Below are 13207 nucleotides of genomic sequence, written 5' to 3' on the forward strand. Positions count from 1 at the left end.
TCGACGCTACCGGCGCGGCACGCTCCCCAGCGCGCACCCCGCGGCCACCAGCGCCACCGCCGCCAGCACGACGAACACCGCCGGGTAGCCGCCGAGCACGTCGGCCAGCGCGGCCCCCGCCCACGGCGCCAGCGCCGTCGCCAGCATCACCGGGGCGGACAGGATCCCGCCCAGGCGCCCGTAGTGCGTGGCGCCCCAGCGGTCGCTCACGGCCGTCGCCTGGAAGAGCGTGAGCACCCCGCGGGCCGTGCCGGCCAGCACCGCGACGGCCACGAGCAGCGCCGTCGGCCCGGGCACCACCGCCATCAGCAGGGTCGTGGCCGCCACCGCCAGCAGGATGACGAGCCCGCGCCCGCGCACCGAGAACGAGCGGACGAGCCAGCCGTAGCCCAGCCGCCCCGCGGTCTGCCCGAGCCCGCCCAGGCCCAGCGCCCATGCGGCCTCGCTCGTGCTCAGGCCCCGCTCGACCAGCAGCGGCACCTGGTTGACGATCACCGCGAACGCCGTGAACGACCCCAGCCCGACGGCGAGCACCGCGAGCACGAACGGGCGGCTGCGGGCGATCGCGCCCGGGTCCGCACCCGCCGACGCCTCCTCCGGGTCGGGGCCGGGCCAGGGCCCGCGCAGCCCGAACAGGTGCGCCGGCACGGTCGTCACGGCGAGCACGACGGCCAGGACGAGGTAGGTCCGCCGCCAGTCCGACGCCTCGACGAGCGCGGCCGTGAGCGGCGCGAAGATCGCGCTGGCGAGCCCCGCCAACAGCGTGACGGCCGTGAGCGCGGTGACCCGGCGCGGCCCCCACCAGCGCGTGAGCGCGGCGAACGCGGGCGGGTAGAGCGTGCCGGCCATCGCCAGCCCGGCCAGCGCCCAGGACGCGAAGAACCAGGGCAGCGTCGGGGCGGTCGCGATCCCGAGCAGTGCGGGCACCCCGAGCAGCGAGCCCGTCGTCATGACGACGCGGGGGCCGTGCCGGTCGAGCACCCGCCCGGCCGGGATCCCCGCCAGCGCCGACACGACCAGCCCCGTCGAGAAGGCGGCGGTGACCGTCGAGAGCGGCCAGCCGGTGTCGGCCGTGATCGACGACGCCAGCACGGGGAAGGCGTAGTAGAGGATCCCCCAGCTCACGACCTCGGTGGCGCACAGCACGACGAGCACCCGGCGCAGAGCGGACGGGGAGAGCACGGTCACGGGGTCGGGCACGCTCAGCGCGCGAGGCCCAGGCGGTAGCCGCCGCGCGTGGAGAAGTCGGCGGTGACGGTGAAGCGGTCGCCCCGCACCAGCGTGTGCCGCCACTCCACGGCGTCGGACCCGACGAGCCCGAGCCGCTCGATCGCGAACGCGGCGACGTCCGGGCCGACGGCGAGCAGGTCGCGCTCGGCCTCGCTGGGCACGACCGCGCGGATGTCCTCGCGCCCCGCGGTGAGCGTGATGCCGCAGGCCCGCGCGAGCTCGGCGTAGAGGGCGGTGTGGGTGAAGTCGACGTCGAGCAGGGGCGCGGCGATCGCGTGCGGCAGCCAGACGCGGTCGACGGCGAGCGGCGCGGTGCCGGCCATGCGCAGCCGCTCCAGGAACACCAGCGGCGTCGACTCCTCCAGCCCCAGCCGCGCGGCGATCACCCCGTCGGCCCGCACCTCCAGGGTCCGCACGACGCTGCGCTGGCTCAGCCCGGCCGCCTCGACCGAGGAGAACAGGCTGTACAGCGCGCCGAGCGGCTGGCGGATCTCGGCCGGCTCGGCCAGGCGGGGCGAGCGCCCGCGCCCGGCGACGACCGTGCCCTCGTCGCGCAGGCGGCGCAGCGCCTCCCGCACGGTGTGCCGGCTGACGCCGTACTCGCCGACGAGCACGAGCTCACCGGGGAAGGCGTCGGCGAACTCGCCGGCGTCCAGGCGGCGGCGCAGGTCGGCGAGGAGCTGCGACCACAGCGGGTCGTGGCGGGCGCGGTCGAGGGAACGCGCTCCGGTCACGCGCCCATCCCACCACGCCCGGCGGGTTCCCAGTACGAGGTCGGCAGCCCGCGCGCCCCCGGCCGGGCGACGTGCAGGCGTCCGGAGTCCGGGTGGGCGGCGAGCTCGTCGTCGGACATGCCCTGGCGCGCGGTCGTGATCACCAGCAGGTCGAGGTCGGGCCCGGCGAAGGCGACGCAGGTCGGGTGCGGGGCGTCGAGCTCGACGTGGCCGGCGACCTCGCCGTCGGGGGTGCGGCACTCGACCCGCCCGCCGTCGTAGAGCGCGATCCACAGCCGGCCGTCGGCGTCGACGCACATCCCGTCGGGCGAGCCCTCGACGGTGCACAGCACGCGCCGCTCCCCCACCGCGCCCGTCTCCGGGTCGTAGTCGCGCTGCCAGATCGTCCCGGGGATCGTGTCGATGCTGTAGAGCCGGTCGCCGGCGGGACTCCAGGCCAGGCCGTTCGACAGGTCGAGGTCGGTGTCGAGCGGCACGACGGCGTCGCCCTCGAGGCGGACGAGGACCTCCTCGCCGGTGCGGTCGTCCTGGGCGAGGCTGCCGACGAGGAACCGGCCACCGGGGTCGACGGCGCCGTCGTTGAGGCGGCTGCGCCGCCCGGCGGGCAGCACGCGCGCGACCTCGGTGCGCCGCCCGTCCGGCTCGACGGAGGTGAGCACCTGGCGCTCCGCGACGAGCAGCCCGCCGTCGGCGCGCAGGGCGACCGCGCCGACCGTCGAGTCGAACGCGTGGCGGCCGGTGACGTGCACGGCGTCGCCGTCGATGCGGCCCTCCAGCACGGCGCCCCCGACGATGTCGACCCAGAGCAGCCGCTCGCGCGGTGCGTCCCAGACGGGGCCCTCACCCAGAGTGCAGACCTCGTCGGAGGCCGGAGTCGCGATGGTCACGCGCCCGAGGCTAGCCCGACACGCCCCGGCGGGCAGCGGCGCGGCGGGCCGCGGCGACGAGCTGATCGGGCAGCAGGTGCGGCGGCAGCAGGTGCGGGTCGAGGTCCCCGGCGCGCAGCCACGCCCCGAGCGCCGCGACGTCGGCGGAGGTGCGCAGCGGGCCGACGGCGACGGCGTGCGCGGTCGGGCGGCGCTCGGCGTCGCAGGGCTGGACGACGACCACGGGCGCCACCGGCCGCTCCGCGCACACCGCCCCGCCGAGCAGGCACCCGGCGCTCACCAGCACCCCCTGCTCGCTGCTGCGCACCACCGCCCGCAGCTCGGCGGCGACGGCGTCGCCGACGGTCGCGGGGTCGCCCGTGCCGCAGCGCCCGGCGATGCAGGACAGGGCCGTGTACCCGGAACAAGTGGCCATGGGGCTACGTTGATGCAATCGACAATCGTTGTCAACTAGTGAGAAGAGGTCCGCCGTGCGACCGAACATCCACCCCGCCTACGGTCCCGTCGTCTACCAGGACCAGTCGACCGGTGACCGCTTCCTCACCCGCTCGACCGCCTCCTCCCGCGAGACGACGGTCTGGACCGACGGGAACACCTACCCGCTCGTGACGATCGACGTCACCGCCTACTCCCACCCGTTCTGGACGGGCGGCGCACGCGTCCTCGACGCCGCGGGGCAGGTCGAGAAGTTCAACCGGCGCTACGGGAAGCGCCGCGCCTGACGGTCCACCCGCCCCGATACTGGGCGGGTGCGCCGGAGCCGGGCGGTGGTCGTCACCGACATGCGGGAGCCGCTGGTCGTCGTCCACCGCCGGCTCATCCGTCGCCGCTCGGCGCTGATGGCGCTGTGGATCGCGGGCTGGGTCGCCACCGGATTCGTCTACGAATCCGGGTGGCTGGCCATCGCGATCCTGGTCGTCACCGGGCCGGTGGCGTGGGTGGCGACGTGGTGGTGGTTCCGGGATCCGGGAGGATCGCGGGTGCCGGCAGGACCTGGCGCGGCAGCGGGTCGTCGTGCCCTCGGCGCTCGGCCCGGGCCCGCCACTCCCGGGGGTAGCCCAGGGACACCTCGCGGAACGAAACGCCGTCCTCGACCGTGACGCGCGGGATGTGCAGGTGCCCGTAGACGACGGCCTGCGCGCGGTAGCGCACGTGCCAGTCGGCGGTGGCGGTCGTGCCGCACCACAGCGCGAACTCGGGGTGGCGCAGCACGCGGGTCGGCAGGCGGGTCAGCGGCCAGTGGTTGACCAGCACCGTCGCCACGGCCGGGTCGAGCGCGTCGAGCCGGCGCCGCGACTCCTCCACCCGCGCCGCGCACCACGCCTCCCGGCTCGGGAACGGGTCGGGATGCAGCAGGTGCTCGTCGGTGCAGACGACCCCGGCGGCGTAGGCGATCGCCAGCCCCTCCGCCGACGTCGTGGCGCCCTCGGGCAGGAACGAGTAGTCGAAGAGCAGGAACAGCGGGGCGACGACGACCGGGCCGCCCGGCCCCGTCCACACCGGGAACGGGTCCTCCGGCGTGTCGACGCCCAGCGCGCGGCACTCCGCGACCAGCCGCTCGTAGCGCGCGACCCCGCGCAGCGGCACCGGGTCCTTCGTCCGCGTCCACAGCTCGTGGTTGCCCGGCACCCACACCACCCGCGCGAAGCGGCGGCGCAGCACCGCGAGGGTGCGCACGACGTCGTCGACCTGCTCGGCGACGTCGCCCGCCACGATCAGCCAGTCGTCGGCGGACTCCGGCCGGATGTCCTCGGCGATCGCCCGGTTGTCCGGGTGGCGCACGTGCAGATCGCTGACCGCCCACAGCTTCACGGTGCACTCCTACCACGGGAGCTGGCCGAACCGGGGTTACCGACGGTAGGTTCGGCTTCAGGTTACCGTCGGTAGGTTTTACGGGAGGTCGGCATGGTGGTCCGTCAGGCGATCCGCTGGGGGCTGCGTCACGGCATGATCCGCCGCGCCGTCGAGCAGCGTGTGAAGGCCGGTGACCCGACGGCCCGGCTGATGGTCGACCCGGCCGTGATCGCCGATCCTTATCGCCACTACGACGAGCTGCGCAGCCGCGGGCCGCTCGTCGACAACGGGATCGTCCTCAACACCGCGCGCCACGACGTCGCCACCGCGATCCTGCGCAGCCCCGACTGCGGGGTCGTCGGCGGGCCGAGCGGGCGCGCGCCGGCCGCACTGCGGGCGCTCGTCCGCGCCGGGGGCCGCGGGCCGCTGGGGCCGGTGACGCCGCCGTCGATGCTGTCGGTCGACGCGCCCGACCACACCCGCTACCGCAAGCTCGTCACGCGCGCGTTCAGCGCGAAGGCCGTCGCCGCGCTGCGCAGCCGCACCGAGGAGATCGCGGCGGGCCTGCTCGACGACATGCACGGCCCGCACGCCGACCTGATCGACGACTACGCCGCGCTGCTGCCCGCCACCGTCATCGCCGAGATGCTCGGGGCGCCGGTGGAGATGCGCCGGCAGTTCCTGGAGTGGGGCGCGGGCGGGGCGCTCTCGCTCGACGCCGGGCTGTCGTGGTCGGAGTTCCGGCGCTCGGAGAGCGACCTCACCGCCCTGTCGGACTGGATGCACGGCCACTTCGAGCACATCCGCCGCCATCCCGGCGACAACATCCTCTCCGCGCTGGTGCACGCCCACAGCGCCGAGGGCCGGCTCACCGACGACGAGCTGACCTCCATCGCGATGCTGCTGCTCGCCGCGGGCTTCGAGACCACCGTCAACCTGATCGGCAACGGCACCGCGCTGCTCACCGGGCACCCCGACCAGCTCGCCCGGCTGCGCGAGGACCCGTCGCTGTGGCCCCGCGCCGTCGACGAGGTGCTGCGCCTGGACTCCCCCGTGCAGCGCACCGGCCGCATCGCCCTGCGCGACACCACCGTCGCCGGGGCGCCGCTGCGCGCCGGGCAGGTCGTCGTGATCATGCTCGGCGGAGCCAACCGCGACCCGGCCGTCTTCGACGACCCCGAGCGCTTCGACGTCGGCCGAGCCAACGCCGGCGACCACATCGCCTTCTCCAGCGGCATCCACTACTGCCTGGGCGCCGGGCTCGCGCGGATGGAGGGCGAGGTGGGGCTGCGGGCGCTGTTCGACCGCTTCCCCGACCTCGCCCCGACCGCACCGCCGCACCGCCGGCCCACCCGCGTGCTGCGCGGGTACGACGCGATGCCGGTCCGCCTGACCCCGGCTACCGTCGACGCATGACCTCCCCGGCGGCGCTGGCGGAACCCCCCGCGAGTCGGGGTGTGGTTGCGACCGAGTCGCGCCCTCCCTCAGCGCGAGTTCGCCGCCCACGGCCGGCGAGTTCGCCGGCCGCCCCGGCGAGTTGTCTGCTCGCGCACGTCCACGACCACCACCTGCCCGTACCGCCGCGCACACTCGCCGGGTAGATCGGCGAACTCGCCGCAGGGGTGGGCGGGGACCGACGCTCAGAGCCCCAGCCACCCCGGCACGTCCACCCGCAGTGGCGCGTCCGCCGTCACCGTCCGCAGGTCCCGCTCCAGGTCGTCCACCCGCCCGGGCTCCAACTCTCCCGCCCACCCCGCCCGCAAGCCCTCGAGGATGCGCGCCGATCGGACGAGGCAGTCCTCCCCCCGCTCCGTCCGCCGGACCGTGCGGGCGCGGGCGTCGCGCGGGTCGGCCTCGCGCCGGACGTAGCCCAGCGCCTCCAGCGTCTCGACGTGCTTGGCCGCCGCCTGCTTCGTGACGCCGAGCCGGCGCCCGACCTCGACGGTCGAGCACCCGTCGCCGACGGCCTGCAGTACGAACCCGTGCACCGGCCGCACGTCGGGGTGCCCCTGCCGCGCCAGTTCCGCGTGCAGCCCGTCGATCAGCACCCGGAACCCCTGCAGCAGCAGCAGCGGAAGCACGCCCGGCTCACTTGACACGATGGACAACCCGGTTCACCATTTCGCCAACCATGTTGTCCATCATAGGGAGACCCACCGTGCCCGTCGTCCGCCACGCCGACGCCCGCCGCACCACCACCCCGAACGCCACGATGACCACCCACGCCTCCCCCACCCAGGGCGGCAGCGCGCAGCTCGCCGTCTGGACCGTCGAGATGACGCCCGGCGCCGCCGGCCCGCCCCACACGTTCGACGTCGAGCAGGTCTGGACCGTCCTCGACGGCCGCGTCCGCGCCGACGTCGACGACGAGCACCACGACCTCGGCCCCGGCGACGTGCTCGTGCTGCCGGCCGGGGCCGTGCGGCGGGTGCACGCCGTCGACGCCTTCCGCGCGGTGGTCGCCGCCCCGGCGGGGGCCCGCGCGACGCCCGTCGACGGCGAGCCGGTGCTGCCGCCGTGGATCGCCTGACGCGCGGTCAGCCGCCCAGCGCGTCGAGCGCGGCCGCGGCCTGCGTGCGGATGGCCTGGAGGCGGACCTCGAGGTCGTCGCGGTGGTCGTCGCCCATGACCCCGCCGGCGTAGCGGCTGTACACCCCGGCGCCGATGCAGGCCGAGCGCCAGCGGGCGAAGGCGACGTAGAGGTCGAGGTCGGAGACGTCCCGGCCGGAGCGCTGCGCGTAGCGGGCGACGAGCTCCTCGCGGTCGGCCCAGCCGTCGACCAGGCTCGGGCCCGAGAGCGTCGCCGGGACGTGGTCGCCCGGCCGCCCCCAGGACGCGATGATCCAGCCGAGGTCGGCGAGCGGATCGCCGAGCGTCGCGAGCTCCCAGTCGAAGACGGCGCGGACCGTGCCGTCGGGGCCGACGGCGAGGTTGCCCAGGCGGAAGTCGCCGTGGGCGATCCGCACGTCCGACGGCGGCAGTGCGGCGGCGCGCTCGGCGAGGCGGGCGTGCACGGCGTCGACGACGTCGAGGTCCGGCACCGCCGACGCGTGCACCTGCCGGTGCCAGCGCCGGAGCTGGCGCTCAAGGTAGCTGCCGGGGCGGCGCAGGTCGGCCAGCCCGACCTCGTCCGGGTCGACGGCGTGCAGGGCAGCGAGGACGTCGATCGCGTCGAGACCCGCCGCGTGCCGGGCGTCGGGGGCGAGGCGGTGGCCGGACTCCTCGTCGCCGAGCACGTCGCCCTCGACGAAGCCCATGACGTAGAACTCCGCGCCGATGACGTCGGCGTCCGTACACAGGGCCACGGGCTCGGCCACCGGCACGGGCGTGTCGGCGAGGGCGGTGATGAAGCGCCACTCGCGACCCATGTCGTGCGCCGTGGCCAGGACCATCCCGGTCGGCGGGCGTCGCAGGGCCCACGCCGAGCCCGCCGCATCGGCGATGCGGTAGGTGAGGTTGGAGTGCCCGCCGGAGATGCGCGTGACCGTCAGCGGGCCGTCGGCGCCCCCCGGTACCGCGGTCCGGAACCACTCGGCGAGCGGGGCGGCGGGCACGGCGTCGATCGTCATCGCCCCATCCAAGTGCACCGCTCCCGTTGACGGCCACCGCGGCGCGTGGCTGGATGCTCCTCGCACCGCACATCACCGTCGATGGAGGACACCCATGAGCCAGGACCGCACCCTGCAGGTCAGCGCCACGATCGACGCCCCGCCGGACAAGGCGTTCGCGCTGCTCGCGGACCCGTCCCGGCACCCGGAGCTCGACGGCGCGGGCATGCTGCGCGGTCTGGAGTCGGGCGGACCGGTCACCGCGGTCGGCGACGAGTTCGTCATGCGGATGAACCAGGACGGCATCGGCGACTACACCATGCGCAGCGAGGTCACCGACTACGAGCCCGGCCGGCGCATCGCGTGGGCGCCCTCGATCCACCCGCCCGGCTCGCTCGCGCACCTGATCGGCGAGGTCGACCCGAGCGGCCACACCTACGGCTGGGAGCTCGAGCCCACCTCCGGTGGCGGCACCCGCGTCACGCACACCTACGACTGGAGCGGCGTGACCGACGAGGGCGCGCTGGGCCTGTACCCGCGGGTGACGGAGGAGCAGATGTCGGCGAGCATCGCGAAGCTGGGCGAGGCGACCCGCTGACCGGCGACGTCAGTCGGGGTGGGTGGGGCGGTGATCGCCGGGGATGCGCCGTCAGGGTCCTCGGAGGGACCGTGGTGACGCGGTTCCGGTGATCACCGCCGTCGTGATCGCGCCCCGTCGCACCTCACGGTTGGAGCGACGACCGTGAGGTGCGACCGGCGGCGATCAAGGCCGGTGGGTGCGACGCCCCGCCCCGCGAGTCGGGGTCTCGTTGCGACCGAGTCGCGGCGGACGGGCTCACCCACCCCGACTCGGACGCAACCAGAGCCCGACTCGCGCGCAATCACACCCCGACTCGCGGAGCACCAGCGGCCCGCTCGCCGAGCGTCGGCGGCGCACTCGCCGGGCCTGATCCGCACACTCGCGCTGCGCCTGTGGCCAACTCGCGGAGCACCGGCGGCAAACTCGCCGGGCGCGAACAGCCAACTCGCGGGCTCAGGGGGTCGGGGGGTGGACCAGGAGGGTCAGGAGGCGGGTGAGGTCGGCCGCCGGGTCCTCCGTCAGCCCCGTGTGCACCGGCCCCGCCTGCACCACCGTGCTCTTCGGCGCGGTCAGGCGCCGGAACCGGCGGCCCCGGTCCTCCTCCCCCGCCGGCCCCGCATACCGGGCCGCCTCCGTGTCGACCTCCGCGCACAGCGCCGCCACCGCGTGGAGCGAGCGGGCGATCGCGTCGGCGTCGGCGGCGGGGTCCAGGGCGGCGAGACGGGCGGGGTCGAGGTGCACGGCGGCGCCGAGGTGGTCGAGCGCCCGGCAGTACAGCAGCACCCCGGCGTTGATCGCCTCCCCGCGCTCCACCCGCGGCACGACCCGCAGCACCGCGTACTCGTAAGGGTGCCTCATGCCCCGCCCCGTCGGCGCGTGAGCCAGGCGGGCGGGTTCGCCGCCCGCGTCACCGGCCGGTCGACGCGCGCCGCCACCGCCTCGCGCACCCCGGGCAGCCACGCGTCCCGGGCCTCCACCCGCGACCGCAGCTGCGCCACGTAGGCCTCGGGTCCCGGCCCGCCCTCCAGCCAGCGCGACGGCACCGCACCGGCCGCCCGCGCCAGCAGCGCGTCGGTGACCAGCGGCGCGAGCTCCGCGTCGGCCGCGTCGACGTCGGGCGCCGCACCCAGCAGCACGTGGTCGGCCGCCGCGTAGGGCCGCCGCACCCACGCCTGCGCGCCCGGCCAGTTGTGGTGGAACGTCAGCGACGCCCCGTGGTCGATCAGGTGGGGCCCGCCGTGCCAGAACAACATGTTCGGGTTGCGCCACGAGCGGTCGACGTTGCCGATCAGCGCGTCGAACCACAGGACCCGCCCGGCGAACGCGGGGTCGAGCGCGAACGCGGCGGGGTCGAGGTCGAGCGCGCCGGGCAGGAAGTCGGTGCCGAGGTTGAGCCCCGGGCTCGCCCGCAGCAGCTCCTGGACCTCCTGGTCGGGCTCCGACGCCCCGAGCGCCGGGTCCAGCTCGACCGTGACGAGCTCCGGGACCGGCAGCCCGAGCCCGCGCGCCAGCTCCCCTGCGACGACCTCGGCCACCAGCACCCGCGGCCCCTGCCCCGCGCCGTGGAACTTCACGACGTAGGTGCCGAGGTCGTCGGCCTCCATCAGCCCCGGGAGCGACCCGCCCTCCCGCAGCGGCGTGACGTAGCGCAGCGCGGTGACGTGCCGCAGGGCCGTCGGGTCGTCCACGCGGAGACCGTACCGGGGGCCGGAACGCCGTCCGGGCCCCGCTCCGAGGGAAGCGGGGCCCGGACGGGCGAGGGGCGGAGGCCGGAGGTCAGCGCCCGGTCGGCGCGTCCGTGGGGGCGGCGTGCAGGCGCGCTCCGCGGCGCGGCAGCGGGGCGCCACCGGTGAGACCACCGGGCGGGGTCCACAGGTCGGCCGGGGCGGGCTCGACGCGGCGGACGGCCGGGACCGGGGCGTAGGCGGGCGCCTGCGGGGCGTACGCCGGGCGCTCCGGCGCGTACTGCGGCTCCGGGACCGCCCGGGAGGACTGCGCCCGGGCCAGAGCCTCGCGGTCGGCGCGCTGGCGGTTGGCGATCAGGTGGTCGACGCTGAACCGGCCCGGGCCGCACGCGGCCAGCATGAGGAACCCGGCACCGATGACGCCGACCAGCTCCCAGCCGCCGTCGGCGACGAAGATGCCGTTCTTGGCGTGCACGAAGAACGCGGCGCCGCCCATGATCACGACGTTGCAGGCGCTGACGAACGGGGTGAGCGCGCCCAGGATCAGCAGGGCGCTCCCGGCGAACTCGACCATCGTCACGAACGACGCCGACATGATCGCGAGCGGGATGCTCAGGCTCTCGAAGCCCTCGGTGGTGCGGCCGATGCCATTGATAATCATCTTCTGGTAGCCGTGGGCGAACATCACGACACCCAGGAGGATGCGGGCCACCAGCAGCGCGACGTCGCGGTACGGCGCGGGAAGGGGACGGTTCATAGGGGGAGCCTCCGGAACCCTCGGTGATCAGATTGTCTCGTTCGGTGAGGGACGCTAACCCGATGGAGGTTCCCGGACACAGCCGGTCAGGGCATCGCGCGACGACCATTCGCCCCGGCGCGACGAGCAGTCGGACCAGTGCCACGAGCGGGTGACCGCACCCCCACCGACCGGTCGCCCCACCTCGCGGGCCGCTCGGCGTGATCGGCGACACAGGGTGCACGGACACCCGTCCGCGCGACACTCGAACGAGTGACCAGACGGCCCGGACCAGCACCGATGTGGTCGCCGAGGGTGATATCCACGGCCGTCGGGCAGGCTGGGGACGTGCCCCCGTACTCGACGCTCACGCACCTCGACTGCTCCCGCGACGGCTCCCGCCACGACGCCGACACCGTCCAGGGGACGTCCCCGCTGGGCGCTCCCCTGCTCGCCCGCTACGACCTGCAGCGCACCGCCGACGCCGTCACCCCGGCCGTGATCGCCGGCCGCCGGCCCGACCTGTGGCGCTACCACGAGCTGCTCCCCGTGCGCGACGAGCGGCACGTCGTCACCCTCGGTGAGGGCATGACGCCGCTGCTCGACCTCCCCCGCCACGGCGCCCGCCTCGGCGTCCCCGGGCTGCGCATGAAGGACGAGGGGCTGGTGCCGACCGGCGCGTTCAAGGCCCGGGGCGCGGCCGTCGGCGTCTCCCGCGCGGCCGAGCTCGGCGTCACCGGCATCGCGATGCCCACCAACGGCAACGCCGGCGCGGCCTGGGCCTGCTACGCCGCCCGCGCCGGGATGGACGCGCTCATCGCCATGCCCGTGGACGCCCCGGTGATCACGCGGCGCGAGTGCGTGGTCGCGGGCGCCGAGCTCTACCTCGTCGACGGCCTCATCGGCGACGCCGGGAAGATCGTCGCCGACGCCGTCACGCGCCGCCCCGGCTTCCAGGACACCTCGACGCTGCGCGAGCCCTACCGCCTGGAAGGCAAGAAGACGATGGGCTACGAGATCGTCGAGCAGCTGGGTTGGCGCTGCCCCGACGTCATCCTCTACCCCACCGGCGGCGGTGTCGGGATCATCGCGATCCACAAGGCCCTGCTCGAGATGCGCGAGCTCGGCTGGATCACCGGCGACCTGCCGCGGCTCGTCGCCGTGCAGGCCGCGGGCTGCGCGCCGATCGTCGACGCGTTCCACGCCGGCCTCGACGAGAGCACGCCGCCCGCCGGCCCCCGCACCGTCGCCTTCGGGATCACCGTGCCGAAGGCGCTGGGCGACTTCCTCGTCCTCGACGCCGTGCGCTCCACCGGCGGCACGGCGCTCGCCGTCACCGACGAGGACCTGCTCGCCGCCCAGGGCGCGCTGGCCCGCGACGAGGGCACGTGGATCTGCCCCGAGGGCGCGGCGTGCGTGGCCGCGGTCGGGCAGCTGCGCGAGTCGGGCTGGCTCGACGGCACCGAGGACGTCGTCGTGCTCAACACCGGCAGCGGGCTGATCTACCCCGACACCGTGCCCGTCGACGTCCCCACGCTGCCGAAGGGAGCGCGCGTCTAGGAAGGGAGCGCTTCCCGCCAGGCCTTGCCGGCCTTCCGCCCGTCCCGCACGTCGAACAGCCCGGTCACCGAGTGCGCGGGCACGGCGCCGAGGCTGAGCACGACGGCGAGCGAGTGCGTCGCCTCCAGCAGCGACGGCCGCACCGGCTCCGCGCCGTTGGGCCGGACGAACGTGATCTTGTACGTCGTGCCCTCGACGGTGAGGACGCAGCCGCCGCCGAACCACCACCACGGCCAGCGGACGTCGGCCACCTCGTGGAGCGGGGCGACGAACACCGGTCCGTCGTCGGTGACGAAGGCGAGCCGGCCCTCACCGGCGGCGAGGACTCCGGGGACGTTGCGCAGGCCGCCGGCCATCCACCAGGCGGGCGTGACGAGTGAGGTCATGGCCCCATTCCACCGCGTGCGGGGCGCCGTGGGCAGGGTGCTGGCCACACCTGTGCCTGTAGCGTTC

At 75.4% G+C, this 13207-nt stretch carries 16 protein-coding genes; 5 read left to right on the top strand and 11 right to left on the bottom strand.

Annotated features, from left to right (window positions below; translation table 11 throughout):
• Window positions 1-6 precede the first annotated feature (6 nt).
• From I4I82_RS03765 to I4I82_RS03780, 4 genes are read right to left on the bottom strand one after another with little or no spacing between them, the layout of a single operon-like run.
• Entirely contained in the window at window positions 7-1182 is a 1176-nt protein-coding gene (locus I4I82_RS03765) for an MFS transporter (RefSeq protein WP_218593718.1), read from the bottom strand.
• A gap of 20 nt (window positions 1183-1202) precedes the next feature.
• Complete coding sequence (locus I4I82_RS03770; protein WP_218593712.1) at window positions 1203-1964, bottom strand: GntR family transcriptional regulator; 762 nt, start codon at window positions 1962-1964, stop codon at window positions 1203-1205.
• A complete protein-coding gene (locus tag I4I82_RS03775) occupies window positions 1961-2851 on the bottom strand; it encodes an SMP-30/gluconolactonase/LRE family protein (RefSeq protein ID WP_218593713.1) in 891 nt (296 codons plus the stop codon). Before I4I82_RS03775 ends, I4I82_RS03770 begins: the two co-directional genes overlap by 4 nt.
• 10 nt (window positions 2852-2861) lie before the next feature.
• Window positions 2862-3266, bottom strand: coding sequence for a hypothetical protein (locus I4I82_RS03780; RefSeq protein WP_218593714.1), 405 nt, complete (start codon window positions 3264-3266; stop codon window positions 2862-2864).
• A 55-nt stretch (window positions 3267-3321) separates the two neighbouring features.
• On the opposite strand from I4I82_RS03780, the gene I4I82_RS03785 reads away from it, so the two are divergent.
• On the top strand, window positions 3322-3573 hold the full coding sequence (locus I4I82_RS03785) for a type B 50S ribosomal protein L31 (protein WP_218593715.1): 252 nt from the start codon (window positions 3322-3324) through the stop codon (window positions 3571-3573).
• 196 nt (window positions 3574-3769) lie between these two features.
• On the opposite strand, the gene I4I82_RS03790 is transcribed toward I4I82_RS03785, so the two are convergent.
• Window positions 3770-4663: a metallophosphoesterase family protein gene (locus tag I4I82_RS03790; RefSeq protein ID WP_218593716.1), complete on the bottom strand. Its 894-nt coding sequence runs from the start codon at window positions 4661-4663 to the stop codon at window positions 3770-3772.
• A gap of 93 nt (window positions 4664-4756) precedes the next feature.
• Here I4I82_RS03790 and I4I82_RS03795 point away from each other — a divergent pair, with 93 nt between their 5' ends.
• The gene (locus I4I82_RS03795) at window positions 4757-6061 is read left to right on the top strand and encodes a cytochrome P450 (protein WP_218593717.1); all 1305 of its coding nucleotides are present in this window, start codon (window positions 4757-4759) and stop codon (window positions 6059-6061) included.
• 224 nt (window positions 6062-6285) lie between these two features.
• Here the strand turns inward: I4I82_RS03795 and I4I82_RS03800 are convergent, their stop codons facing one another.
• Window positions 6286-6726, bottom strand: a complete 441-nt coding sequence (locus tag I4I82_RS03800; RefSeq protein ID WP_226369861.1) for a MarR family winged helix-turn-helix transcriptional regulator — start codon at window positions 6724-6726, stop codon at window positions 6286-6288.
• A 77-nt stretch (window positions 6727-6803) separates the two neighbouring features.
• On the opposite strand from I4I82_RS03800, the gene I4I82_RS03805 reads away from it, so the two are divergent.
• Complete coding sequence (locus tag I4I82_RS03805; protein WP_218595217.1) at window positions 6804-7175, top strand: cupin domain-containing protein; 372 nt, start codon at window positions 6804-6806, stop codon at window positions 7173-7175.
• A 7-nt stretch (window positions 7176-7182) separates the two neighbouring features.
• On the opposite strand, the gene I4I82_RS03810 is transcribed toward I4I82_RS03805, so the two are convergent.
• Window positions 7183-8214: a phosphotransferase family protein gene (locus I4I82_RS03810; protein WP_218594854.1), complete on the bottom strand. Its 1032-nt coding sequence runs from the start codon at window positions 8212-8214 to the stop codon at window positions 7183-7185.
• A 94-nt stretch (window positions 8215-8308) separates the two neighbouring features.
• On the opposite strand from I4I82_RS03810, the gene I4I82_RS03815 reads away from it, so the two are divergent.
• Window positions 8309-8791, top strand: coding sequence for an SRPBCC family protein (locus I4I82_RS03815; RefSeq protein WP_218595218.1), 483 nt, complete (start codon window positions 8309-8311; stop codon window positions 8789-8791).
• A 435-nt stretch (window positions 8792-9226) separates the two neighbouring features.
• Here I4I82_RS03815 and I4I82_RS03820 read toward each other — a convergent pair whose 3' ends face one another.
• The 3 genes from I4I82_RS03820 to I4I82_RS03830 all read right to left on the bottom strand — a co-directional run bounded on the left by I4I82_RS03820 (window position 9227) and on the right by I4I82_RS03830 (window position 11215).
• Entirely contained in the window at window positions 9227-9631 is a 405-nt protein-coding gene (locus tag I4I82_RS03820; RefSeq protein ID WP_218595219.1) for a DUF3037 domain-containing protein, read from the bottom strand.
• Window positions 9628-10461, bottom strand: a complete 834-nt coding sequence (locus tag I4I82_RS03825; protein WP_226369862.1) for a HipA family kinase — start codon at window positions 10459-10461, stop codon at window positions 9628-9630. The genes I4I82_RS03820 and I4I82_RS03825 overlap by 4 nt, the downstream gene beginning before the upstream one ends.
• 88 nt (window positions 10462-10549) lie before the next feature.
• Complete coding sequence (locus I4I82_RS03830; RefSeq protein WP_218595220.1) at window positions 10550-11215, bottom strand: DoxX family protein; 666 nt, start codon at window positions 11213-11215, stop codon at window positions 10550-10552.
• A 327-nt stretch (window positions 11216-11542) separates the two neighbouring features.
• Here I4I82_RS03830 and I4I82_RS03835 point away from each other — a divergent pair, with 327 nt between their 5' ends.
• Window positions 11543-12754, top strand: coding sequence for a threonine synthase (locus tag I4I82_RS03835; RefSeq protein WP_226369863.1), 1212 nt, complete (start codon window positions 11543-11545; stop codon window positions 12752-12754).
• Here the strand turns inward: I4I82_RS03835 and I4I82_RS03840 are convergent.
• Window positions 12751-13140, bottom strand: coding sequence for a hypothetical protein (locus tag I4I82_RS03840; RefSeq protein ID WP_218594349.1), 390 nt, complete (start codon window positions 13138-13140; stop codon window positions 12751-12753). The two genes, I4I82_RS03835 and I4I82_RS03840, sit on opposite strands and share 4 nt — an antisense overlap.
• Window positions 13141-13207: the final 67 nt, after the last annotated feature.

The organism is Pseudonocardia oceani, from assembly GCF_019263585.2.
Lineage (GTDB): Bacteria > Actinomycetota > Actinomycetes > Mycobacteriales > Pseudonocardiaceae > Pseudonocardia > Pseudonocardia oceani.